21 protein-coding genes are annotated in these 24414 nt (G+C 36.7%); 15 read left to right on the forward strand and 6 right to left on the reverse strand.

Annotated features, from left to right (window positions below):
* Window positions 1–37: 37 nt before the first annotated feature.
* The gene (locus tag PT603_RS01125) at window positions 38–1534 is read right to left on the reverse strand and encodes an aldehyde dehydrogenase family protein (protein ID WP_008238140.1); all 1497 of its coding nucleotides are present in this window, start codon (window positions 1532–1534) and stop codon (window positions 38–40) included.
* A gap of 219 nt (window positions 1535–1753) precedes the next feature.
* Between PT603_RS01125 and PT603_RS01130 the strand changes: the two genes are divergently transcribed.
* A complete protein-coding gene (locus PT603_RS01130) occupies window positions 1754–2671 on the forward strand; it encodes an AraC family transcriptional regulator (RefSeq protein WP_008238139.1) in 918 nt (305 codons plus the stop codon).
* A gap of 59 nt (window positions 2672–2730) precedes the next feature.
* Here the strand turns inward: PT603_RS01130 and PT603_RS01135 are convergent, their stop codons facing one another.
* Together PT603_RS01135 and PT603_RS01140 are read right to left on the reverse strand one after the other, a co-directional pair.
* A complete protein-coding gene (locus PT603_RS01135; protein WP_008238138.1) occupies window positions 2731–3183 on the reverse strand; it encodes a GNAT family N-acetyltransferase in 453 nt (150 codons plus the stop codon).
* Window positions 3184–3192: 9 nt separating this feature from the next.
* Window positions 3193–4656, reverse strand: coding sequence for a sodium:solute symporter (locus PT603_RS01140; RefSeq protein WP_008238137.1), 1464 nt, complete (start codon window positions 4654–4656; stop codon window positions 3193–3195).
* Between the two features lie 81 nt (window positions 4657–4737).
* Between PT603_RS01140 and recR the strand changes: the two genes are divergently transcribed.
* From recR to PT603_RS01205, 13 genes are all read left to right on the forward strand, one after another.
* Window positions 4738–5361: a recombination mediator RecR gene (recR, locus tag PT603_RS01145; protein ID WP_008238136.1), complete on the forward strand. Its 624-nt coding sequence runs from the start codon at window positions 4738–4740 to the stop codon at window positions 5359–5361.
* Window positions 5362–5889: 528 nt separating this feature from the next.
* Window positions 5890–7206: a dihydrolipoamide acetyltransferase family protein gene (locus PT603_RS01150; protein WP_008238135.1), complete on the forward strand. Its 1317-nt coding sequence runs from the start codon at window positions 5890–5892 to the stop codon at window positions 7204–7206.
* 86 nt (window positions 7207–7292) lie between these two features.
* Entirely contained in the window at window positions 7293–8069 is a 777-nt protein-coding gene (locus tag PT603_RS01155; RefSeq protein ID WP_008238134.1) for a 3'-5' exonuclease, read from the forward strand.
* A 52-nt stretch (window positions 8070–8121) separates the two neighbouring features.
* A complete protein-coding gene (locus PT603_RS01160; protein WP_008238133.1) occupies window positions 8122–8733 on the forward strand; it encodes a fumarylacetoacetate hydrolase family protein in 612 nt (203 codons plus the stop codon).
* Window positions 8733–9077 (forward strand): Hpt domain-containing protein, encoded by a 345-nt coding sequence (locus PT603_RS01165; protein ID WP_008238132.1) that lies wholly within the window; start codon window positions 8733–8735, stop codon window positions 9075–9077. The genes PT603_RS01160 and PT603_RS01165 overlap by 1 nt, the downstream gene beginning before the upstream one ends.
* On the forward strand, window positions 9077–10324 hold the full coding sequence (locus PT603_RS01170; protein WP_008238131.1) for a competence/damage-inducible protein A: 1248 nt from the start codon (window positions 9077–9079) through the stop codon (window positions 10322–10324). The genes PT603_RS01165 and PT603_RS01170 overlap by 1 nt, the downstream gene beginning before the upstream one ends.
* 78 nt (window positions 10325–10402) lie before the next feature.
* The gene (gene rpmB / locus PT603_RS01175) at window positions 10403–10639 is read left to right on the forward strand and encodes a 50S ribosomal protein L28 (RefSeq protein WP_008238130.1); all 237 of its coding nucleotides are present in this window, start codon (window positions 10403–10405) and stop codon (window positions 10637–10639) included.
* Between the two features lie 24 nt (window positions 10640–10663).
* A complete protein-coding gene (rpmG, locus tag PT603_RS01180; protein ID WP_008238128.1) occupies window positions 10664–10846 on the forward strand; it encodes a 50S ribosomal protein L33 in 183 nt (60 codons plus the stop codon).
* A 12-nt stretch (window positions 10847–10858) separates the two neighbouring features.
* Entirely contained in the window at window positions 10859–11011 is a 153-nt protein-coding gene (locus PT603_RS01185; RefSeq protein WP_008238127.1) for a DUF4295 domain-containing protein, read from the forward strand.
* 156 nt (window positions 11012–11167) lie between these two features.
* Complete coding sequence (ftsY, locus tag PT603_RS01190) at window positions 11168–12121, forward strand: signal recognition particle-docking protein FtsY (RefSeq protein ID WP_008238126.1); 954 nt, start codon at window positions 11168–11170, stop codon at window positions 12119–12121.
* 122 nt (window positions 12122–12243) lie between these two features.
* Window positions 12244–13920, forward strand: a complete 1677-nt coding sequence (locus PT603_RS01195; protein WP_008238125.1) for an amidase family protein — start codon at window positions 12244–12246, stop codon at window positions 13918–13920.
* 18 nt (window positions 13921–13938) lie between these two features.
* Window positions 13939–14547, forward strand: a complete 609-nt coding sequence (locus tag PT603_RS01200) for a DEAD/DEAH box helicase (protein ID WP_008238124.1) — start codon at window positions 13939–13941, stop codon at window positions 14545–14547.
* A gap of 434 nt (window positions 14548–14981) precedes the next feature.
* Window positions 14982–16619, forward strand: coding sequence for an ABC-F family ATP-binding cassette domain-containing protein (locus PT603_RS01205; RefSeq protein ID WP_008238123.1), 1638 nt, complete (start codon window positions 14982–14984; stop codon window positions 16617–16619).
* 27 nt (window positions 16620–16646) lie between these two features.
* Here PT603_RS01205 and PT603_RS01210 read toward each other — a convergent pair whose 3' ends face one another.
* Window positions 16647–17582: a serine hydrolase domain-containing protein gene (locus PT603_RS01210; protein WP_008238121.1), complete on the reverse strand. Its 936-nt coding sequence runs from the start codon at window positions 17580–17582 to the stop codon at window positions 16647–16649.
* 278 nt (window positions 17583–17860) lie between these two features.
* Between PT603_RS01210 and rimO the strand changes: the two genes are divergently transcribed.
* On the forward strand, window positions 17861–19162 hold the full coding sequence (rimO, locus tag PT603_RS01215) for a 30S ribosomal protein S12 methylthiotransferase RimO (protein WP_008238120.1): 1302 nt from the start codon (window positions 17861–17863) through the stop codon (window positions 19160–19162).
* 74 nt (window positions 19163–19236) lie between these two features.
* Here the strand turns inward: rimO and PT603_RS01220 are convergent, their stop codons facing one another.
* A complete protein-coding gene (locus PT603_RS01220; protein ID WP_008238114.1) occupies window positions 19237–21822 on the reverse strand; it encodes a zinc-dependent metalloprotease in 2586 nt (861 codons plus the stop codon).
* A gap of 49 nt (window positions 21823–21871) precedes the next feature.
* Complete coding sequence (locus PT603_RS01225) at window positions 21872–24334, reverse strand: M14 family metallopeptidase (RefSeq protein ID WP_008238113.1); 2463 nt, start codon at window positions 24332–24334, stop codon at window positions 21872–21874.
* Window positions 24335–24414: the final 80 nt, after the last annotated feature.

Consider the following 24414-nt stretch of genomic DNA (forward strand, 5'->3'; position numbering starts at 1 on the left):
CCAAAGTACAGAACAATGGCCTTTAGTAAAGTTAAAATTAAAAGAAACCAAGCTTGTTTTTATCATACGATATTAACATATTTTTGTTTTGACGATAATGATCCATCATCATTAGGTGGTTTTCCCTTCCAAAGCCAGACTTTTTATATCCCCCGAATGGTGCATGTGCTGGATACGCATGATAGCAGTTTACCCATACACGGCCAGCTTTAATGGCACGAGGGATCTGATAGAGTTGATGGGCGTCCCTTGTCCATACACCTGCTCCAAGGCCATATAGAGTGTCATTGGCAATTTCAATTGCTTCGGCTTCATCCTTGAATTTAGTAACACAAACTACCGGGCCAAAAATTTCTTCTTGGAAAACGCGCATTTTATTATGTCCTTCCAAAATGGTAGGTTTTATATAAAATCCATGTGCCAAATCCCCTTCTTTATTTGCTTCTCCACCACAAAGAACTTTAGCTCCTTCTTCTATTCCTATTTTGATATATGACTGAATTTTTTCATATTGGTCATTCGATGCCTGAGCTCCAATCATTGTACTGCTTTCATAAGGATTTGCCTGTACAATGGCCTTGGTTCTCTCTACTACTCTTGCCATAAATCGGTCATAGATGTCTTCTTGAACAAGGATTCTAGAAGGGCATGTACATACTTCCCCTTGATTGAAAGCAAAAAGTACTGCTCCTTCAATAGCTTTGTCTAGATATGCATCATCGGAGTCCATTACACTATTAAAAAAGATATTTGGAGATTTTCCCCCAAGTTCCATCGTAACAGGATTTAAGTTTTTGGAAGCATATTGCATTATTAGTTGGCCAGTGGTAGTTTCCCCAGTAAAGGCGACCTTGTCGATTCTTGAACTTGAAGCAAGTGGTTTTCCTGCCTCTGGACCAAATCCATGGACTACATTAATAACTCCTGGAGGAAATATATCAGCAATTTTTTCCATGAGTAAAGTCGCTGATGAAGGCGTTTGTTCTGCGGGTTTAAGTATCACACAATTTCCTGTAGCAAGCGCTGGAGGTAATTTCCAAGAAAGCATTAATAATGGGAAATTCCAAGGAATAATTTGGCCAACAACACCCAACGGTTCTTTAATATTCATCGATAGGGTATTGGCATCGAGTTCTGTTGCCGATCCCTCTTCAGCACGAATACATGCGGCAAAATATCTCCAATGATCAACAGAAAGAGGTACGTCTGCATTCATAGTTTCGCGAATCGGCTTTCCATTGTCACAGGTTTCTACAAGTGCAAATTCTTCAAGATTGGCCTCAATAATGTCTGCAACCTTATTTAGAAGTGAGGCTCTGTGAGCGGCGGAGGTATTACCCCAACTTTCTTTGGCCGCATTGGCGGCATCTAGGGCCAGGTCAATATCCTCTTTTTGTGATCGAGGATATCTAGCTATAAGTGTGTTGTCTATAGGCGAGCGGTTTTCAAAATAGTCTCCTCCAATAGGTTTGACAAATTTTCCGTTAATGAAATTGTCATAATGTTCTTTGAATGAGGGTTTAGAATAGTTCATAATTTTAAATTTAATTAGTTTGTAATCAGTAGTTTGCTTAAATTTGGTTGTTCAGTACTATTTTTAGCGATATAACATGGTAATTGCTAAAAATTAATTATAATCTTAGGATTTATAAAGCTATTTTGATATATTCTTAAATTATTGAACATATTTATTAATTTATTGTACATATCTATTATTGCTGTAAATGGGTAATGATTTTTTGTAATATTGAGTATGAAACACTTGTTAAATCAACATAGAAATAATCGAAAACTATCCACCTTGGTAGAAAATAGAACTACCTATAATGCCGACTACGCAGAATTGAACATTTATGAGACACATCAATATGCTGAAAAGGTTGCTTTACGTTTTGATTTTCCTATTATAGCCAGCATGCTTACTGGTAAGAAGGTCATGCATATTGAAGGGATGCCTTCATTTGATTTCTATCCGGGAGAATCCGTTGTTATGCCTACCAACAAAGAAATGGTTATTGATTTTCCTTTAGCTACGGAATCTAATCCTACCCAATGTTTGGCATTAGGTATTGATACAAGTAAAATAGAGGAAGTAGTAGAAAAGTTTAATCATTACATAACTATTGAAAAAGAAACTCCAAATTGGCGTCTAGATGATTCAACCTCCCATTTGATTAATAATGTTGATGTGAATCATTTAGTGGAGCGTCTTGTATATACTTTTACACACAATAACAGGTCGAAGGACGTTTTACTTGATCTTATGATTCAAGAATTAATTGTCCGGTTGTTGCAAACCAAGGCAAAGATTTTTTTACTGAATGATAATGAAGGGGTGTTTAGTGATACTCGTATTGGAATGGTTATAAAGTATATTAAAAAAAATTTGACAGATCAGGACATTACTGTGGATCTTCTTGCAGAAAAAGCTTGCATGAGTGCTTCTCATTTTCATAAGAAGTTTAAAAATACCTTAGGGATTTCTCCCATTGATTATATTAATTCTGAAAAAATTAAATTTTCCAAGAAACTTATAAAAGAGCATAAAAATTTGAGGATGTCAGAGATTGCTTATCAATCCGGATTTAATAATACCAGTTATTTTAATAGACAGTTTAAAAAGATGGAAATGATGACTCCTCAACAATTTAAAGTGTCGGTAATGACTTAACTTGTAGATCATAGGTCTTTAGGACCTTAGTACTGAAGAATTCGCTACTTTTTAGGGATCTATCTTAGCAGCTTTTCAAAGCAAACACTATTTTCAACTCCTATATATGGTCCGTAGTTTTCAATTTGTAGATAGTTGTTTTTTTTATAAAGCGCTATAGCTTCAGGTTGTTGTAGGCCTGTTTCAAGTATACAGCGCTTAAAGCCAAGTTCTTTGGTCCATTGTTCTAATTCACCAAGTATCATAGAGCCTACACCTTCTTGTCTATTTTCTTGTCTAGTAAACATGCGTTTAACTTCCATTGTTTCGTGATTGTACATTTTAATGGCACCACATCCTATTGCTGAAGAGTTCCCGTAGGCTATCACCACATTTTTAATGTGGTCTAAGGTGTTGAATTGGGCGTAAAAAGCATGATCTTCTCCATCGCGAATAGCCAAGTCGGCATCTAATAATTTTATTAATTGAATAAAATCAGAATTTTCAGAAGAAGTCCTTCGTAAGGTTACCATTGTTTTGGATTATGAGATGATAGCTGAATGTGCTTTATTTCGGATCAGGAGTAGCCCTAGAAAGGTAATAAATCCATTTACCATTAATATTTCGAATCCAAAAGCGAATCCGAACCATTGCATGCTATTAAGCATAAGAAGGATGCTAATACCTACTGAACTAAGAGCAACTATTGGTACTAATTTGTCGTTTACTTTCCAGGGAGTAAATAGTCCAAAACTATACATTCCCAATAAGGGGCCATATGTAAATCCAGCAAATAGAAAAACCTTGTCAATGACACTGGCGTCTTGAATGAAGTATCTAAAAATAAGAATAATGAAAATTGAAATAAATACAAACATTAAGTGTACTTTTTTACGGATGGAAACCTGTTTTGCGATTTCGTATTTCTTTTCAATTTCTAATATGTCGATACTAAAGGAGGTAGTTAAAGAGGTTAAAGCGCTATCAGCACTAGAGTAGGCGGCAGCTATGAGTCCTAGTATAAAACAAAAGGCAGCCACTAGACCTAAATGTCCGTTAGCCAAAATCGGAAATAATTGATCTTTATGAGCGTCAATCCCATTTTTAAGAGCATACTCAGTAAATAATAATCCCATAACCAGAAACATTAGATTTACAAATGTTAGGACTATGGTGAACCAGAACATATTTTTTTGAGCATCTTTAAGATTTCGGCAAGTAAGATTTTTTTGCATCATATCCTGATCTAATCCGGTCATAACAATTGCTATAAAGGCACCAGAAAAAAATTGTTTCCAAAAATAATCAGGAGAATGAGGGTTGTCAAAAAAGAAGGTGCGAGAGAATTCACTGTCAGCAACAAATTGTGAAAAATTGGCGATGTTTAGACCAAGATCTTCTGAGACCACTACTATGCACACTCCAACCGCTATCAACATGAAGAGTGTCTGTAAGGTATCTGTCCATATTATGGTTTTAATGCCCGAACGAAAGGTGTATAGCCAAATTAAAAATATAGTAATGGAAACGGTAATCCAATAGGGAATATTGAGTTTGTCAAAGACTAAAGTTTGAAGTACATCTGCAACTAACATTAAGCGTAAGCAAGAGCCAACCGTGCGAGAAAGGATAAAAAATGAAGCACCAGTTTTATAGGAGAAATTACCAAAACGCTCCCCTAAATAAGTGTAAATAGAGGTCAGGTTCATTTTGTAATACAACGGAAGTAATACAGTTCCAATTACAAAATATCCTAATATATATCCTAGAACTAGTTGAAAATATACAAATTGAGAAGCTTCTACTTTTCCTGGAACTGAAATAAATGTAACACCACTTAATGAAGCACCGATCATTCCAAAAGCAACTAAAAACCATGGCGACTGTTTGTTGGCTTTAAAGAAGGTGTCGTTGTTTTCTTGGTTTTTACGGCCCGACAGGTAGGAGAATAAAATCAATACACCAAAATAGGCTACAATAAGAAATAAGATGGTAGTGGGTTGCATGGCGTCGTATTTACAGACGGCAAAGTACAAAAAACATTTTGCCAAGACCAGATGAACCTTAAAAATTGTAACTTCGCACTTATGGATTTTTCGTCAAAACTTCTAGAAAACGCAGTGAATGAAGTGTCTCAATTACCTGGAATAGGTAAACGAACGGCGCTAAGGTTGGTATTACATTTATTAAAACAACCAGCTTCTCAAACAGCCCACCTATCCCAGGCATTACTTCAAATGCGAAATGAAATTAATTATTGCCAGCATTGTCATAATATATCAGATACTTCTATTTGTGAAATATGCGCAAGTCCTAAGAGAAATGAGCGACTAATTTGTGTTGTTGAGGATGTTAGAGATGTTATGGCTATAGAAAATACTGGACAATTTAAGGGTGTGTATCATGTACTTGGAGGAAAAATTTCACCTTTAGAAGGTATTGGTCCTCATAATTTACACATTAATACCTTGGTGGAAAAAGTAAGTCAAGGAAAGGCCGATGAACTTATATTTGCACTAAGTAGCACTATGGAAGGTGATACAACCAATTTTTATATCTTCAAACAAATAGAGCCTTACGGTATTACAACCTCTACTATAGCCAGAGGAATTGCTGTGGGAGACGAGTTGGAATACGCTGATGAGGTTACCCTGGGTCGTAGTATTGTTAATCGCATTCCATTCGAGAATTCGTTAAAAAATAATTATTAAAATTTACGAATTTTTTCCTGTTCAATCAAAGTTAAAATGTGTGATGTTCCAAGATAATTATTTCAGTGATTGGTCTTCAAATCCAAATAGAAAGCTATACGATTGGTTTGCAAAAAAAATCATAGAGTTTTTTCTTGGGTCAAGGAAATTACATAATCTATGCATATAGTAGCGGACAGCTTTGTTTAAGTGGAACTAGTTTCCTGAGCGCTTCGTGTTGATTGTGAGAAAAATAGAAAGTTCAAAGTAGAGGATGGTTCTTATTAGAGATATAGCAAAACTATTTTTGAATGCCAAGTTCCTAAGTTGTTCAGGAATAATCCCTCAAAATGAAAAACTAAAAAACAACCAATTTACCTTTAAAATACATCTAAAAAACAGTACTTTTATCATCCGAAGGAGTCCATGTGACCAACCGCAGAAAGTGGATTCATGATGATGAAAAATGATAATAAAATATCAATAAAAATTCATTTTTTTAATTAATTTCGCAATCTGAAAACAAAAACAACCTTATAAATTATCAAAATGGCAAAATTTGAGCTTAAGTTGCCCAAAATGGGGGAAAGTGTTGCCGAAGCAACCATAACGTCTTGGCTGAAAGAAGTAGGAGATACCATCGAAGCCGATGAGGCAGTTTTGGAAATTGCTACTGATAAGGTCGACTCTGAGGTACCCAGTGAGGTTTCGGGAGTTTTGGTGGAGAAGTTATTCAATGTGGATGATGTAGTACAGGTAGGACAAACTATTGCAGTGATTGAGACGGAGGCAGAGGTGTCGGTTTCAACTCAGGCAGTAGAAACCGTAGTTCCTGAGGCCGTAACGGCCGTGGAGGAAACTGTGGTGAAAGCGCAAGAGACGGTGGGGGCTACGATGGGAGTGACGGAAGATTTTTCAGCTTCTGAACGATTTTATTCTCCCCTAGTTAAAAATATTGCAAAACAGGAAGGGATTTCATTAGCAGAATTAGAGGCTATTGTTGGAACTGGAAATGAAGGTCGTGTTACAAAAAATGATATACTAGCATATGTAGCCAATAGAGCGACAAAGAACACTCAGTCGGCTCCTGTGTCAGCTACTTCAGCTGAACAGCCTAGATCGGCAGTTTCTAATGTTGCTCCTGTATCGGTATCCATGGGCGATGAGATTGTTGAGATGAGTCGAATGGGTAAACTTATTGCTCATCACATGATTCAAAGTATTCAAACCTCGGCTCATGTTCAGAGTTTCGTAGAGGTGGATGTAACTAATATTTGGAATTGGCGTAACAAGATGAAAAATGCATTTCAGCAGCGTGAAGGTGAAAGTTTGACCTTTACACCTATTTTTATGGAGGCTGTTGCTAAGGCGTTGCGTGATTTTCCTCTGATGAATATTTCCGTTGATGGGGATAAAATCATTAAAAAGAAAAATATAAACTTAGGGATGGCTGCAGCACTTCCAGATGGAAATTTGATAGTGCCAGTTATTAAGAATGCAGACCAATTGAATTTAGTGGGAATGGCCAAAGCAGTGAACGATTTGGCTGGTAGAGCTCGTGAAAATAAGCTAAAACCGGATGAAATTCAAGGAGGAACGTACACTGTAACTAATGTAGGTACCTTTGGAAGTGTCTTTGGAACTCCAATCATAAACCAACCACAGGTAGGTATATTGGCATTAGGGGCTATTCGAAAAGTGCCAGCTGTGATAGAAACTCCGGAAGGGGATTTTATAGGAATACGTTATAGAATGTTTCTTTCACACAGCTATGATCACAGGGTGGTTAATGGCGCTTTAGGAGGTATGTTTGTAAAACGTGTTGCAGAGTATTTAGAAGGTTGGGATGTGAACAGACAACTATAAATGAATTTATTATAATTATAAAAACCCCGACAATGTTCGGGGTTTTTTACTTGCATACGTTATCTTTGTCCTACAATTGATTTTTCATGGAACTAAAACTCAACCGACCTATTTGTTTTTTTGATTTAGAAACCACAGGTACTGATGTGGTAAATGATCGCATTGTAGAAATTGCCATCCTTAAGGTATACCCCAATGGGAATAAGGAAAGTAAAACATGGCTTGTGAATCCTCAAATGCCTATACCTCCAAGCGCAACAGCGGTACATGGTATTACCGATGAAAAAGTGGCAAATGAGCCTAGTTTTAAAGAATTGTCCAAACAGGTGCATTCCATGGTAAAGGATAGTGATTTGGCTGGATTTAATTCCGATAGATTTGATATTCCTTTATTGGCAGAAGAAATGCTTCGTGCTGAAATAGATTTTGATATGCGTAACAGGGTGTCAGTTGATGTGCAAACTATTTTTCATAAAATGGAAAAACGTACTTTGGCAGCTGCTTATAAATTTTATTGTAATAAAGAACTGGTTGATGCGCATAGCGCTGAGGCCGATACTATGGCAACCTATGAAGTGCTGAAGTCTCAATTGGAGAGGTATGATGAGCTGGAGAATGATGTAAAGTTTTTGGCTGATTTTACGACTCGTAAACAATCCGTAGATTTTGCTGGATTTATTGTGATGAATGAAAACGATGAAGAAGTTTTTTCCTTTGGAAAGCATAAAGGGAAAAGGGTAGAGGATATTCTAGAGGAGGAACCTGGATACTTTGGTTGGTTACTCAACGCTGATTTCCCACGTTATACCAAAAAAGTGTTAACAGCTATTAAACTTAGAAAACTAAATAATAAATTAGCATAGTGGTTTTATTTTCAATCACTTATTTTAACTAACGAATAATAACTAACCTATCGTGAAGATAATTTGTATAGGGCGAAATTATACAGAACATATAGCAGAACTTGCTAATGAACGCCCCTCACAACCGGTTATTTTTATGAAGCCAGATACGGCAATTCATAATCCGGAACAAGATTTTTACATCCCCGAATTTACCAATGATATGCACTATGAAGTAGAACTTTTAGTCAAAATCAGTAAACTAGGTAAGCATATTGATGAGAAGTTCGCTTCAAATTATTATGACGAAATAGGACTGGGAATTGATTTTACTGCCAGAGATGTGCAAAATGAACTAAAAGCGAAAGGCCTCCCTTGGGAAAAGGCTAAAGCTTTTGACAGTTCTGCTGTGGTAGGTGCTTTTTATCCAAAAACCACCTATGAAGACATAAATAACATTCAGTTTAGCCTTGTGAAAAATGGGGCGCCCGTACAGATTGGAAATACCAGCCATATGTTGTGGAAGGTAAATGAGCTTATTGCTTATGTTTCCACTTTTTTTACACTTAAAAAAGGAGATATTCTCTTTACAGGAACACCGGCAGGTGTAGGGAAAATTTCACCTGGGGATAAGCTTGAAGGTTATTTAGAAAGTGAACATGTATTTTCAATTGATATTAAATAATGGGAGTGTATAGCATACAAAAAATAGACGAATTGTCTGGTGGAGATGCCGACTTTGCGTTGTCAATTATTCAAGTGTTTTTGGAAGAAACGCCACAGGATATGTATAGTTTGGAACAGGCTATAGCAGCAGAAAATCATACTTTGATATATCAAGCTGCACATAAAATAAAACCCAATGTTGATTTATTAGGGATGGTGCGCACACATCAACTAATCTTAGGTATTGAGCAGCAAGGGAGAAGCAATGGAGACCTGCAGCAAATAAGATCTGATTTTGCCGAATCTAAAGAGCTGTTGGCTAAAGCTATGGAGCAAATAAAAGTAGATTATAAGCTAGACTAATGAATGCCGAAATCATTACCATTGGCGATGAAATTCTTATAGGGCAAATTGTAGATACTAATTCTGCCTATATTGCTCAGGAGCTTAATAAAATAGGGGTTTCTGTGTATCAGATTACTTCCGTTCAAGATGATAAATCACATATATTAAAAGCGCTTAATGAAGCTGAGGTAAATGCAGATATTGTCATTGTAACCGGCGGATTGGGACCTACTAAAGATGATATTACTAAAGAGACTCTTTGTGATTATTTTGGAGATTCTTTGGTGATGAATCAGGAAGTATTAAAGAATATAGAACTTCTTTTTTCAAAACTTAGTGGAGCGCCGCCATTATCAGAGCTTAATAGGAGGCAAGCATTAGTCCCTTCCCGGTGTAAGGTGTTAATGAATGTCTATGGCACAGCGCCTGGTATGTGGATTGAAAAGAATGAAAAAACTTTTATTTCTTTACCGGGAGTTCCCTTTGAGATGAAGTCGCTAATTCAGACGTATGTGTTGCCAGATCTACAGGCGAAATATAATTGTCCTTATATTTTACATCGCACGATTCTAACGGCAGGTATGGGAGAAAGTGCATTGGCTCAAAAGATCGAAGCGTGGGAAGATAGTTTGCCATCCTTTATTAAATTGGCCTATTTGCCTAATTTTGGAAAAGTAAGATTGCGGCTTACGGCTAAAGGAATGGATAAAGAGCTTTTAGAGCAAAGCGTAGCTGAAAATGTTACTATTCTTTATGAGCTAATAGGCGATATTATTTACGGAGAAGAGAGTGATGCTATAGAAGAAATAATAGGGAATTTACTGTTGGAGCGAGGTCAAACCATGGCTACTGCAGAAAGTTGTACTGGAGGTAAAATAGCTTCCAATATAACTAGTTATTCTGGAGCCTCTGCTTACTTTAAAGGTAGTGCTGTGACCTACGCAACCCAGTCTAAAATTGATGTTCTCGGGGTATCTTCTGAAGTGATAAACGAATTTTCTGTGGTTAGTTCCGAGGTAGCACAGGCAATGGCTTTAGGTGTAAAGCGCCTTTTTAACGTTGATTATGGAGTGGCAACAACAGGAAATGCAGGACCTTTGAAGGGTGATTCAGACGCAGAGGTCGGAACCGTATATATTGCAATTGCAGGGCCTAATGGGATTACCTCTGAAGAATTGCATTTAGGAAATCATAGAGAAAAAGTAATTAACAGGGCAGTAAATAAAGCAATGGAATTGCTGCAAAAAGAAATTTTAAAAAATTAAGAGGAAGTTGTTTGGCTATCCAGTTTTAATTTCGTTAATTTGCACCCTGTTTTGAAATAACAAAAAAGATTTAGAGAAATGGCAAGAGTTTGCGAACTTACAGGTAAGAAAGCAATGGTAGGAAACAACGTTTCCCACGCGATGAATAAAACAAAGCGTAAATTTGACGCTAACTTGACAAAGAAGCGTTTCTATATCCCTGAGGAAGATAGATGGATAACGTTAAAAGTTTCTACGTCGGCAATCAAGACTATCAATAAGAAAGGGATTGCTGCTGTTTTGAAAGAAGCTAAAGAAAAAGGATATTTAAAATAATATACTTTCTAAAATACGATAGAAATGGCAAAGAAAGGTAATAGAATTCAGGTAATCTTAGAGTGTACAGAGCATAAAACTTCTGGTATGCCTGGTACATCACGTTATATCACTACTAAGAATAAAAAGAACACTCCAGATAGAATGGAAATTAAAAAATTCAATCCTATCTTGAAGAGAATGACAGTTCACAAAGAAATTAAATAACAATAAAGAGTCATGGCAAAGAAAACGGTAGCAACCTTACAAACAGCTTCAAAGAGATTGACCAAAGCTATTAAGATGGTTAAATCTCCTAAAACCGGTGCTTACACATTTGTAGAATCTGTAATGGCTCCGGAATTGGTAGATGATTTCTTGAAAAAGAAATAATTCTCTAAATTTCAAAATATTAGCTGTCCACCAAATACCTTGGTGGACAGTTTTTTTATGCATTCTTTTTAAGAATCGTCGTTCAGTGATTCTGAAACCACTTTAAATTCCTAAATTTGCTCAGGTTAACAACCATTTGTTTTAAACCGAATTACTATGAGTTTTTTTAAAAAAATATTCTCTTCTGACAAAAAGGAGACTCTAGATAAGGGATTGGAGAAATCCAATTCATCTTTTTTTACCAAACTAAGCAAGGCAGTTGCAGGGAAATCAAAAGTAGACGATGAGGTATTAGATGATCTGGAGGAAATTTTAGTAAGCAGTGATGTTGGAGTTAATACTACGCTTAAGATAATAGAACGTATAGAAGCACGTGTAGCACGTGATAAATATCTAGGGACAGATGAGCTGAATGTCATTTTACGTGAGGAAATTGCTGGATTGTTATCTGAAACTAATACAGGGGAAGATACCGAATTTGTAGTTCCGACCAGTTCAAAACCGTATGTGTTAATGGTAGTGGGTGTTAATGGTGTTGGAAAAACCACAACCATTGGTAAATTGGCACATCAGTTTAAAAAGCAAGGAAAAAAAGTGGTACTAGGAGCAGCTGATACCTTTAGGGCTGCTGCAATTGATCAATTGCAAGTCTGGGCTGACAGAGTAGATGTTCCTTTGGTAAAACAACAGATGGGGAGTGATCCTGCTTCGGTAGCCTTCGATACCCTGTCCTCTGCTATGAATCAGGATGCGGATGTAGTTATAATAGATACTGCTGGAAGATTACATAATAAGGTGAATCTTATGAATGAACTTTCTAAAGTAAAACGAGTAATGCAAAAAGTGGTACCTGATGCACCACATGATGTGTTATTAGTATTGGATGGTTCTACTGGTCAGAATGCATTTGAGCAGGCTAAACAATTTACTAAAGCTACAGAGGTTACTTCTTTAGCTGTCACTAAACTTGATGGTACGGCAAAAGGAGGAGTGGTAATTGGTATATCTGACCAATTTCAAATTCCAGTCAAATACATAGGAGTGGGAGAAGGTATTGAACATCTACAAGTTTTTAATAAATATGAATTTGTAGATTCATTCTTCAAGTAAGTTATACCTAACGTATCGGTAAAGATAGAAAGCCCCAACTCTAGTTCGGGCTTTTCGTTTTTCTTTAAACGATGTATCTTTAGGTGGTTGTATTAGATATGTTTGGCTAAAATTAAATTCATATGAAATATTATACATTACTTCTGTGTACATTGTTTTTATTGGTTGCTTGTAAGAGTAGGCAAGGATCTAATACATCTGTGGAGATATCAGAAGATATACCCTATGTACAAATGGATGACATCGGTGAGATCGAAACTCAACAGTCACACCCTTTGCCTAGGATGCGTTTTAAAAAGATAAACGCGCCTATGCGGGAGGTTTCAACTATATGGAACCCTTTTGAAAAGGAGCTCTCTTCTTTTTCCGAAGCTAAGTATAGATCAATGGTTCCTTATGTGTTGGAGAAATCTATTCCAGAAATTCAAGAGGCTATTCGATACGGAATTTTTACCTATGAACAACTCACCCTGTTTTACATTTACAGAATTTATACCTACGAGAGTAATCCTCAAACACGATTGAATGCTATAATATCATTAAATCCAAATGCAGTTAGGGAGGCAAGAGCAAAGGATATTGCCTTTAAAGATAAAAGCTTAAAGCATCCTATATTTGGAATGCCAATATTGCTTAAGGATAATATTAATTTTGAAGGTATACCTACAACGGCAGGAGCAGCCGTTTTGAAAGACAACCTAGGTAAGGATGCCTTTATTACATCTCAATTAAAAGCGCATGGAGCTATCATACTAGGGAAGTCGAATTTAAGTGAGTGGGCTTATTTTATGTGTGAAGGATGCCCCTTAGGGTATAGCGCTATGGGTGGACAGACATTAAATCCATACGGACGAAAATTATTTGAATCAGGAGGGTCTAGTTCTGGAAGTGGTGTTGCAACTGCTGCCAATTATGCGGTGGCGACTGTTGGTAGTGAAACTTCAGGATCTATTTTATCACCATCAAGTTTAAATTCCATAGTAGGTTTGAAGCCTACGGTGGGCGTTTTAAGTAGGAGTGGTATTGTGCCTATCTCCAGTTTCTTAGATACTCCTGGGCCAATGACTAAAAATGTAACTGATAATGCTATTTTGTTATCCGCCATGCTTGGTAAAGATAAAGCGGATAAAGCTACGGATACGGCAGTCTATATGCCCTCTTATCAACTAAAGGAATCTTCCACATTAAAAGGAAAACGTTTGGGAGTTTTTAGCAGTTTGATGTCTGATTCTATTTATAATGAGGTGATTAATTTAATGAGAAGAGAAGGAGCTGAAATTGTGGTAATGGATCCTAAACCTACTTCATTAAATGGCTTTCTTACCCTACTCACAGCTGATATGAAAAGAGATTTACCTTGGTATTTAAAGAACTATACCGGTAAAAATGTCAAGGTTCGCAGTGTTGAAGATGTGGTAGGATTTAATAGGAAAGATTCGCTTCTTTATATGCCGTACGGACAAGGTCTGTTTGAAGGAATTGTATCAGATACCACCTCCTTGGAAGAACTAGAGGATGTGAAAGCGAGCTTGAAACTTAGTGGTCGTACTTTTTTTAATTCTCTAATGGATTCCAATACCTTTGATGCTATATTGTCGATTAATAATTTTCATGCCTCTTATGCAGCAGTTGCACACTATCCGTGCCTTACTGTCCCTATGGGATATAAGAATAATGGGGAGCCAATTGGCCTTACTTTTATTGCAAAACCCTATCAAGAATTAGTACTTTTGGAGTTAGGATATGCTTTTGAAAGAGCTTCCAACGCACGTAAAATACCCGTATTATATAAGAATTGATGTATGTTTATAAAAAAGATGAATGAAAAATTGTCATTATCCCTTGCGCAGCATGGTTTGGAAATGGCAAATCCGATGCAAAAAGCAGTTTTTGGAACGTTGAAAAGTGGTGCGGACACTGTAATCTTAGCACCTAAAAATGCAGGAAAAACAACCACTATGGTGATGTTGGTTATTCAACAATTGACAGCTGCTTTTGAGGATTCTCCACGCGCCCTAATAGTTGTTCCGGATAAAGAACGACTTCTTCACATGGAAGCACTTTTTAACCAATATGCTAAACATACAGATTTACGTGTATTTGCAACTCATGAAAAAACAGATATGGATGGTGATAAATATGAGATATCGTGTGGAATAGATGTGCTTATTGGGACACCTAAACGTTTATCTGATATGTTTTCATCAGCAGGTTATAATGTAAATAAGCTCCATATGTGGATTATGGATGAATTGGATGAAATAGCCAAAAACCGACAGGAACATTTGTTGGATAGGCTCTCAATTAGTATTTCTAAAGTCCAACGCATTATGTGTTTAAATGAATATCACGAACGGGCGGTAGCTATGGCTGACAGGGTTGCACCCGATGCCAACTGGTTTGATTTTGAAGAGGAGGAGGACTAATATAGTTAGTATAAAAAAAAACAGGCAATGCCTGTTTTTTTATGCCTATTTATCGCTAGTTATTCATTTGAAATCTGATAGGAGTCAATCCAGTTATGAAATGCCTGGTCCATCTCTTAATCTCATGTAAATAATCTCCTAAAATAATCCCTAAATGATAGGCATAAGTACCCATGTACAAAATACTAATATCAAGTATTAATAGTTGTTTTTTATTCGTTTCTGTTGGTTGTTTGTATTTTGGAAAAGCTATATGGAGGTGTTATAAATGTATATATAGAGGTTATTAATAGTTGAAGTAATTCGTTGAAGATTATCAGATTATTATTTAGAAGTTATAATTAGATTACCAATCGCATTCAAAATAATTGCAGGTAATTTTGAAAGAAGATATGTTCTTGATAGTTATCTTTGCGGCTTCAAAAAATGGACCTATGATTACAGTAAATGATATAGCGGTGGAATTTGGCGGAACTACACTATTTAGTGATGTTTCCTTTGCCATCAATGAAACAGATAAAATTGCCCTAATGGGAAAAAATGGTGCAGGGAAATCTACATTACTTAAAATAATAGCTGGTGTGAATAAGCCTACCCGAGGGGGGATTTCAGCCCCTAAGGAAGCAGTGATAGCATATCTTCCTCAGCATCTACTCACAGAAGACAATTGCTCAGTTTTGGAGGAGACCTCTAAGGCGTTTGCTGGTATTTTTAAGATGAAGGCTGAAATTGATGCACTTAACGAGGAATTGACAGTACGCACGGACTATGAAAGCGATGCTTATATGAAACTAATTGAACAGGTCTCTGAATTAAGTGAAAAGTATTATTCAATAGAAGAAATTAATTATGAGGCTGAAGTCGAAAAAGTTTTAGTAGGACTAGGTTTCGAGCGAACAGACTTCCAACGACCAACTTCGGAGTTTTCGGGGGGGTGGCGTATGCGAATTGAACTGGCTAAAATTTTACTTCAAAAACCTGATCTAATTTTATTGGATGAACCTACAAACCATATGGATATTGAGTCCATTCAATGGTTGGAAGATTTTTTAATTAACCAGGCGAAGGCTGTAATGGTAATTTCTCACGACCGGGCTTTTGTCGATAATATAACTACACGAACCATAGAAGTTACTATGGGTAGAATATATGATTATAAGGCTAAATATTCACATTATTTAGAACTGAGAAAAGATAGAAGGGCCCATCAGCAGAAGGCCTATGAGGAACAGCAAAAAATGATTGCTGAAACCCAGGAATTTATAGACCGTTTTAAAGGCACCTATTCTAAAACGCTGCAGGTGCAGTCTCGCGTAAAAATGTTAGAAAAACTAGAGTTGGTTGAAGTTGATGAAGTAGATACATCTGCATTGCGTTTAAAGTTTCCACCTTCACCTAGATCCGGTCAGTACCCAATAGTTGTTAGTGAATTATCTAAACAATATGATAACCATGTTGTTTTTAAAAATGCTAGCATGGTGATTGAACGTGGAGAGAAGGTGGCATTTGTTGGGAAAAATGGAGAAGGAAAATCGACGATGGTCAAAGCCATTATGAGTGAGATAGGTTTTGAAGGTTCTTTGGAGGTAGGACATAATGTAAAAATAGGGTATTTTGCACAAAATCAAGCCTCGTTACTGGATGAAAACCTAACAGTTTTTGAAACAATTGATCGTATTGCTGAAGGGGATATTCGTACAAAAATCAAGGATATATTGGGGGCTTTTATGTTTGGTGGTGATAATTCTACGAAAAAAGTGAAAGTGCTTTCAGGAGGTGAAAAAACAAGGTTAGCTATGATTAAGTTACTTCTTGAACCTGTAAATGTGCTTATTCTGGATGAACCTACAAACCATCTTGATATGAAAACGAAGGATATTATTAAGGAAGCTTTACGTGAATTTGATGGTACTCTTATACTAGTGTCTCACGATCGTGACTTTCTTGATGGATTAGTAACTAAGGTCTTTGAATTCGGGCATAAACGAGTGCGTGAACATTTTGAAGATATCAATGGGTTTCTTGCCATGAAGAAAATGGAGAATCTTCGAGAGATTGAACGAAAAAATTAAAATTTTAAGGAGGATGAATAAATGCGGTTAAGGTATAACCGCATTTATTTTTTTCCAAAGTTCGTTATCGAAGTTTGAAAGCGCAAAATTTTCTCCTTCGGCAACCTCTCCAAGTCTAATGATGACCAGGTCCTTACTGGGAACTATATATATCTTTTGATCGTTTTTTCCCAGAGCACAAAACATATCTAATGGAGCCTCGGGTATAAGAGTGCCGTTGAATTGCATCTGGGATTGTGGAAGTCTAAAGGACGCTTTTCCATTTAACCACCATAAATAGCCATACGAAAGATTAAGTTGTTGAGAGGTGTTCACTGCTTCTTGTACATATGATTTTGGTACAATTTGATCAGTATCCCACTTGCCTTCTGAGGCGATCATAAGACCAAAGCGTGCCATGCTTCTTGCATTACTCCAATACACGCTTAAGTTATTAAGTTCTGTCCAAGTCCCTGTCATCCCTATTCTGTTTTTTATTTTGGAATTGAAATAGGTGCTCCATTCTTGTCCACTAGCTTGCTCAAGTAGGTCTTGTATGAGTACGTATACATTATGGTACGCCCATCTTGTACCTGCATCTGCGACATACTGTAAGTTTTCAGGAGAAACATTATCACCAGTAGAATCATCAAGTCCCGAAGTCATACTTAATAAGTGTTTAATTTGAATTAAATTCTCTTTTTCTAAAGGAGCGCTGGTCCACCCAGTCCCCAAATAATCAGACACTTTATGATTAATATCAATAAGACCTTCGTCTTGTGCAATACCCGCAGCTGTTGCTGTTAATGTTTTGCCTGCCGAAGCCCAGTACCATGGATTATTGGCAGAAAAACCATCGAAGTAATATTCTATAGCTATTCGACCATTTTTGAGGATGATAAAGGCTTTGGTGTTTTTTTTATCCAGATATTGGTATAATTCTTCTAATGCATTAGTGGACCATTGAAGCGATTCAGGAGTCACTGTTTCCCATGTGGTATTAGAGGTTGGAGGGAATTAGGTTTGAGAATTAGTTTGGGATGTGTCATCTTTTTGACATGCAATAAGACAAAAGAAACAACATAAAAGTAGGATTCGAGGCATTTTGTTAGGGTTTATAAATTACTAAAATACATTTAAATTATTTGACAACTAAATCCACTACCGTATAACTAGCTGATTTATTTTCAATAGTATAATCTTAGGTTGGTCATCTTAAATAAGGTTAAAAGTTGTACTTTTGCACTCCAAATTTCAAGATAATGAGAACCAAGTCATTAAAAAAGAATACAATAAATGTAGTAACGTTAGGATGTTCCAAAAACGTATATGATAGTGAAGTCCTTATGGGGCAATTACGAGCTAATGGAAAGGAAGTTGTACATGAGGAAGAAGGTAACATTGTTGTGATTAATACCTGTGGTTTTATCAATAATGCTAAAGAAGAAAGCGTAAATACCATCTTGGAATTTATGCAGAAGAAGGAGGAGGGGCTTGTAGATAAAGTGTTTGTGACAGGTTGTCTTAGTGAGCGTTACAAGCCTGATTTGGAGAAAGAAATTCCCAATGTAGACCAATATTTTGGGACTTCAGACTTGCCAAGGTTGTTAAAAGCGCTAGGAGCTGATTACAAGCATGAACTTATAGGGGAGCGTTTGACAACAACGCCGAAAAACTATGCCTATTTAAAAATTGCTGAAGGTTGTGATCGTCCCTGTAGCTTCTGTGCTATACCTCTTATGAGAGGAACTCATAAAAGTACTCCGATTGAAGATTTGGTGATTGAGGCTCAAAAACTTGCGGCAAATGGAGTTAAAGAATTAATACTAATTGCTCAGGACTTGACCTATTATGGCCTGGATTTATATAAAAAGCGTCGCTTAGCAGATTTGTTGCTTGCATTAGTAAAAGTGGAAGGGATTGAGTGGATTCGTTTACATTATGCATTCCCAACCGGATTTCCAATGGATGTGTTGGAGGTAATGAAACAAGAGCCTAAAATATGTAATTATCTCGATATTCCTTTGCAACACATTTCTGATTCCATCCTGAAATCAATGAGGAGAGGAACCACTCAGGAAAAGACAACTAAATTGTTGGAATCCTTTAGAGCTGCTGTACCGGATATGGCAATTCGTACTACCCTAATTGTTGGATATCCAGGAGAGACTGAGGAGGATTTTGAAATTTTGAAGAACTGGGTTTCTGAAATGCGGTTTGAACGCTTAGGATGCTTTACCTACAGCCATGAGGAAAATACCCATGCTTATCAACTTATTGACGATGTGCCAGAGGAGGTGAAACAAGCACGAGCTTCAGAAATAATGGATATCCAATCTCAGATATCATGGGAGCTTAATCAAGAAAAGGTAGGGAAGACCTTCCGTTGTATAATTGATCGAAAAGAAGGAACTTATTTCATAGGTAGAACTGAGTTTGATTCCCCTGATGTGGATAATGAGGTGTTAATTGATGCAACACAGCACTATGTAAAAATTGGAGAATTTGTAAATGTACATATCACGGAAGCTGCTGACTTTGACCTTTATGGAGTGCCTCAATAGGTAGGAATAAAAAATATATTAAATAGAAAGGGTTGCAAACTGCAACCCTTTCTTATATCTCTGAAAAACAGAAATTACTTCACATCTTTTAACGCATTGTCAATACGAGTTACCAAATGTGTCTTATGTGCTTTGGTAGCCGTATCACCAGCTCCGTTAGCGGCAATACTACGTATGCTTTTCAAGTTTTGTAAAGCCATTGATTTAGCTAAATGAGAGTAACGTCCCTTACCTTGACCATTAAGCATATCAATAAGCATATTAGTATATTCCATTTGTAAGTTTTGACGGAAGTTATTTACACTTCCTTGGCTGTCAGCTGCAAAAATGGCTTTGTTTAAATCACTCATGAATTCTGCTAGCTTGTATTTGTTTCCGTACAATTCAGAATCACTAATACGTTGTAACGTATTGTAGTGTAAAAGATGATTTAATGCATTTTTTTGATACATCAATACTCGTGAATGGATTTTAGGATCTTCCGGACCACTAAAGAAATTAAATCCTCTTCGTTGCAACGCTAGGTGATTGTAAAGGTTACTAGGTAAGTTAAAAGCATCTTTACTAAATAGGTAGGTACTTAGGGTATTCATTGCTCTTTTTTGATCTGCATAACTTACCGGAGTGTATGGCTGTGTAGCACCTACTTGTCCTACCATGGCACGATCCACATACACACCACCAATAAAGCGAGTGACAATATTTGCGGCACCTACATATTGACCAATAAGGGTGTTGAAGGACTGAGAGAACTCTTGATATGATTTTCCAGGTTTTTTAGATTTTTCTAATAAATCGGCATACATTCCATTAATAAGTTTCATACGATTGATAGAGTACAATATTTGATCATTACTCATATCTCCTGTATTCACTCTTGGATCTATTGCTTTACCAGGAGAACGCATATCATCGGCATCATTTCCAAAAATATGCTCAGGCTTAGTTGACAGTGCTAATAAATCTTGCATTTGTTTCTCTGAGGCAAAAGGGGTATATCCGAATTGAATAGCCCATATGTCATAAGGTCCTACAGTTACCGTATAGTAGTTTCCTTGTTTTTTACCTGGATTTGCAACATTGATAGCTGTATAATCCATTACAGAGGCTGTTAGTGCTTTACCCTTCATAAAATCTGCATCATCAAGCTGTGCTGGAGAGTATAACTGACTGGCTTTCATGTTGTGGTTTAGACCTAACGTATGTCCTACCTCGTGCATAAGTAATTCAAGCATGGCCTCTTTTTTCATGCCTTCCATTTCATCGTCAGATGCATTCATTGCTTTTAATACTGCTTGCCCGAAAAGCATGTTTTCTTGCATAACTTCTCCAAAAGAGCAGTAGAAAGGTTCATGGGAATGAGTAGTTTCCACCGACTCTTCTTTAGGGTGAGAGTTGAATAACTTATCAAGTTTTACTCGATTGGTGTGGTAAACGTACTCAAGCATAATATCTGCACCTAAGATTTGTCCTGTTCTTGGATTTACAAAACTAGGACCGTATCCACCAAAAGGAGGTTGAGGAGAGGAAGTCCAACGCAAAACATTGTAACGTACATCCCCAGCATCCCAGGTAGCATCATCAGGTTGAACTTTTACTTGCATTGCATTCTTAAATCCTGCTTTTTCAAAAGCAATATTCCACTGTAAAACAGCTTCCGTAATAGTTTCACGGAATTCCATAGGAGTGGAGTTTTCAATCCACCAAACAATAGGTTCTACGGGCTCAGAAATAGCCGAATTTGGATCTTTTTTCTTAAGATGCCAACGATGTACTAAGTCTCTATATGGAGCTGCATCCGCAGTGGTCATATCAGTTACATTCGTAGTGAAATATCCTACTCTAGGATCGTCAAAGCGAGGAGTGTAATCGTTATTAGGTACTTCCATTAGGTTATGGAAAACCTTAATGGTTACATTTCTTCCATCAGTTACCGCCTCAGAACCACCATTTAATACAGAAGGGTTAGAGTACACGTAATCTACCACCATGTCTGTGTTTTTTGGATAATTTCGGATATCGGTAATTTTAGACTTATTCCCGTCTAGGTTACCTAATCTAAAGGCCATAGGTGAAGAACCCGGGAAGGCTGGTGGCTTTACAGGAGAAAAAGTTTCTTTTAAGAATAGTTCATCCGCTTTAATTAGGTAAAGCCCTTTTTCTTTGTCCTCTGCTTCAATTTTTACGCTGCTTATAACGCTCTCAGAAATATTAGCGTCGGCAGATTTTGAAAGTTCACTTTCTGGGTTGAAATAGAAAGAAGTGTTTTGTTCAACAAATTCAATTTTGTTGTAAAATTTAACAATTTTAAAGATTTTTGAACCACGGTAAGAACCTCTGAAGGCTCCAGCGTCCACAACCCCATTTGCTATTTGATTAAAATGGATAAACTCTTTGCCAATTTGATCTTCTGAGATGATCATTTGAATTGTACCTGAAGTGGTGTCTCGGTAAATAGGGAAAAGTCCATCTAATTTTTCGTGACCTTTTACTAGATCACTGATCTTTTTTGTTTTGCTTTCTGCCGGCTTTGGTGCAGTAGCTGTTACAGGAGCATTTTTACTCTTTCGGTCTTTTTTTTGAGCCTCAGCGGGCTGAAAAGAAAGAGCCATTGCTGCAAGTAAGACCAAAGTTTTGGTGTTCACATAATGGATTCGCATAGATTGATGTAATTAAATTAATGTTTAGTTTTTAAGAGTGATATGTCTATTATTTATTTCCTACAAAGAATAATGCATTAGCAAAAAACAACTTGCCATTTTCCCAAAATCCCCTAAAAAGTGGATTATCAACCATATATATGATTTGCCCATTTCCATAGCTTTGGTTTCCAAAAATGAGCGTATTCTTTAGTTGTTTTTTTGCTTCACTACCTGCAAAACCTGCAAAAGGTTCATTGTCTTCAAGATACACGGCATTTCCACTTTTAAGTAGTTGATACCCTTCACTTCCTAATTTTAGAGTAAAATAGCTATCGTCATAACCAAAGGCCAAAGGGTTACTATTGTCTACTTTTGCCTTAAAGATGGCGCCTGTAATCATATTTTTAATATACTCCCGTTCGCTGTTTTGAAAAGGAGTTTTTTTAGCAGTATCGTCCTCTGATATATCTGTTGATTCAACTTTACGAATGGCATAATCGTTTCCTGTAAAATATGAAATAGCATTTCCAATAACAATGAGTTTACCTCCTTCTTGAATCCAATTATTCAGTTTTTTCAGGCTGTCTCCCACAAAATAGTTACCATATAGTTCTGGGACTACTAATACATCGTAGTTGCTTAAATCAACTTTATTTATGGTTTGCTCATTTAAGACGGTAACAGGATAATTTAGTTGTTGTTCAAAGAAATGCCAAGTCTCACCCATGCTTAAAGAAGAAGTGGTTCCTTCCGCTAGAAGAGCAACCGTTATTTTTGGAACCATTTTTACTGATTCAGATCCAAAATCTTTTCCAACATCAACCATTCCAGTAGTAACGGCAGTTAATTCTTTGTTGTGTGAATTGGCAATTTGAATAAGTGTTTGATCAAAATTATTAAAATTTCGATTGTCTCCTCTCGTAACTATTAAACTTCCCTGGGTGAAGGTCTTTTGGTTTATTTGGAATGGCTTTTCAGTATAACGAACTCGAATATTATTTTGGAGTAATTCAGCTAAAAAACGAGCGTCTTGCAAACTATTCCAATCTCCTAAATAGGCATAAGAATCTTCAGATTTTATAGTAGAGATTGAAAGGGGTGCCCTTTGTAGTGAGGGGACTTCAGTCTGAGAGGCAATTGCTTCTAAGCCATATGCATAGGGTAGCGACCAGGCAGTTATATCGTATGTAAGTGAGTCACTTAGTTTGGTCTTCTGTTCAAAAAGTACCTTTATTATAGTTCCTTTAACTTGATTGGTGTTGATGACTAAATCTTGGTCAGTAGTTTGCATATTCCTTACTGATAGGCTGTTGTAGTCCATTCCTTTAACCGATGTTCCAGTCGCAAATCCATATTGAATTTGATGTGCATCCAGTAGTTTTTGTAAAGCCGCAAGTTTATCAGGATTTCCTCTTAAGACATAGCTTTTATGCTCGAATTTTCTCTGTGTATAAAAGTTTTTATATTCTTTGATTAGATTTTGAGTATTTAAAGAGGCTACTTCTACAGTAGAAAGTCCAGTGGTATGATGATGAGAAATTCGATCTTTAAGGGTAAGAGTGTCTCCATACCTTGTTATAATACCTAAACCTGCACGTCCGCTTCCTCCTTGTTCGTAGGTCATTCCTATGGCTCCATTATAGGTAGGATAAGTGTCACCATAGCTTGGATAGAGTAAATCAAATATTTCTTTGGTGAAATAGAACCATCCGTTGGCATCAAAATAACGAGCATGGTTTTTTCCAATAGTTGTTTGAAATTCTCTCTGGAATGGCGTAATGACCTCATGCAAAGGTTCAGCAGCTGGGGCAAAATAGTAAGGAGCATCTACTCCCTGTTCATGGAAGTCTACATGAATATGTGGTAGCCACTGATTAAATAGGTTGAGACGTTGTTTACTTTCTATTTGAGTTACCCATGCCCAATCTCTGTTTAAATCAAAAAGATAGTGATTTGCTCGACCTCCTGGCCAAGGTTCCTGGTGTTCTAAACTATTGGGATCAACATTAAAGGGGCTGTTTGCCTTCTGGTTATACCAGTTCACATAACGATCACGACCATCTGGATTCATACAAGGATCAATGATAACCACCGTATTCTCTAGCCAATTTTGTTTTTCTGTAAGCAATTCATATAGTGTTTGCATGGAAGCTTCGGTGCTCACAGATTCATTACCGTGAACATTGTAGCTTAACCATACTATAGCTTTATCACTTGAATTGGTTTTTCCTTCTCTGTTAAGTCTATGAGCTCTTTGGATCTCATCCAACTGGTCCATATTGGATTCAGAAGAAATATAAACTGCTATTAGAGGTCTTTGTTCGTATGTTTTACCATAGTGTACTAACTTTACCTGCTTAGGGAGCATAGAGGCAATATATTGGTAATAATCCATTACCTGGTGGTGTCTTGAAAATCGTGTCCCTAATTCGTAACCCAAGAATTCAGAAGGTGATTGGATGGTTTGCGCAAACATGGAAGTTACTGCTAAATAGCAAAAAAGCAGGATTCCTAGGTGTTTGTTTTTCATGTTGGTTAAGGTTGTTGTGGTCAAATCTACACTAAATATACACTAAGTTGCAGTATCTTAACGTATTTTTAGTAATAGAA

Origin of the sequence: Imtechella halotolerans, from assembly GCF_028743515.2 — a bacterium.
GTDB classification, from domain to species: Bacteria; Bacteroidota; Bacteroidia; order Flavobacteriales; family Flavobacteriaceae; genus Imtechella; species Imtechella halotolerans.

Bases quoted from the DNA above. Each gene is read 5' to 3' on its own strand.
- PT603_RS01125 (WP_008238140.1), bottom strand. From the start codon at position 1,534: ATGAACTATTCTAAACCCTCATTCAAAGAACATTATGACAATTTCATT.
- PT603_RS01130 (WP_008238139.1), top strand. From the start codon at position 1,754: ATGAAACACTTGTTAAATCAACATAGAAATAATCGAAAACTATCCACC.
- PT603_RS01135 (WP_008238138.1), bottom strand. From the start codon at position 3,183: ATGGTAACCTTACGAAGGACTTCTTCTGAAAATTCTGATTTTATTCAA.
- PT603_RS01140 (WP_008238137.1), bottom strand. From the start codon at position 4,656: ATGCAACCCACTACCATCTTATTTCTTATTGTAGCCTATTTTGGTGTA.
- recR (WP_008238136.1), top strand. From the start codon at position 4,738: ATGGATTTTTCGTCAAAACTTCTAGAAAACGCAGTGAATGAAGTGTCT.
- PT603_RS01150 (WP_008238135.1), top strand. From the start codon at position 5,890: ATGGCAAAATTTGAGCTTAAGTTGCCCAAAATGGGGGAAAGTGTTGCC.
- PT603_RS01155 (WP_008238134.1), top strand. From the start codon at position 7,293: ATGGAACTAAAACTCAACCGACCTATTTGTTTTTTTGATTTAGAAACC.
- PT603_RS01165 (WP_008238132.1), top strand. From the start codon at position 8,733: ATGGGAGTGTATAGCATACAAAAAATAGACGAATTGTCTGGTGGAGAT.
- PT603_RS01170 (WP_008238131.1), top strand. From the start codon at position 9,077: ATGAATGCCGAAATCATTACCATTGGCGATGAAATTCTTATAGGGCAA.
- rpmB (WP_008238130.1), top strand. From the start codon at position 10,403: ATGGCAAGAGTTTGCGAACTTACAGGTAAGAAAGCAATGGTAGGAAAC.
- rpmG (WP_008238128.1), top strand. From the start codon at position 10,664: ATGGCAAAGAAAGGTAATAGAATTCAGGTAATCTTAGAGTGTACAGAG.
- PT603_RS01185 (WP_008238127.1), top strand. From the start codon at position 10,859: ATGGCAAAGAAAACGGTAGCAACCTTACAAACAGCTTCAAAGAGATTG.
- ftsY (WP_008238126.1), top strand. From the start codon at position 11,168: ATGAGTTTTTTTAAAAAAATATTCTCTTCTGACAAAAAGGAGACTCTA.
- PT603_RS01195 (WP_008238125.1), top strand. From the start codon at position 12,244: ATGAAATATTATACATTACTTCTGTGTACATTGTTTTTATTGGTTGCT.
- PT603_RS01200 (WP_008238124.1), top strand. From the start codon at position 13,939: ATGAATGAAAAATTGTCATTATCCCTTGCGCAGCATGGTTTGGAAATG.
- PT603_RS01205 (WP_008238123.1), top strand. From the start codon at position 14,982: ATGATTACAGTAAATGATATAGCGGTGGAATTTGGCGGAACTACACTA.
- rimO (WP_008238120.1), top strand. From the start codon at position 17,861: ATGAGAACCAAGTCATTAAAAAAGAATACAATAAATGTAGTAACGTTA.
- PT603_RS01220 (WP_008238114.1), bottom strand. From the start codon at position 21,822: ATGCGAATCCATTATGTGAACACCAAAACTTTGGTCTTACTTGCAGCA.
- PT603_RS01225 (WP_008238113.1), bottom strand. From the start codon at position 24,334: ATGAAAAACAAACACCTAGGAATCCTGCTTTTTTGCTATTTAGCAGTA.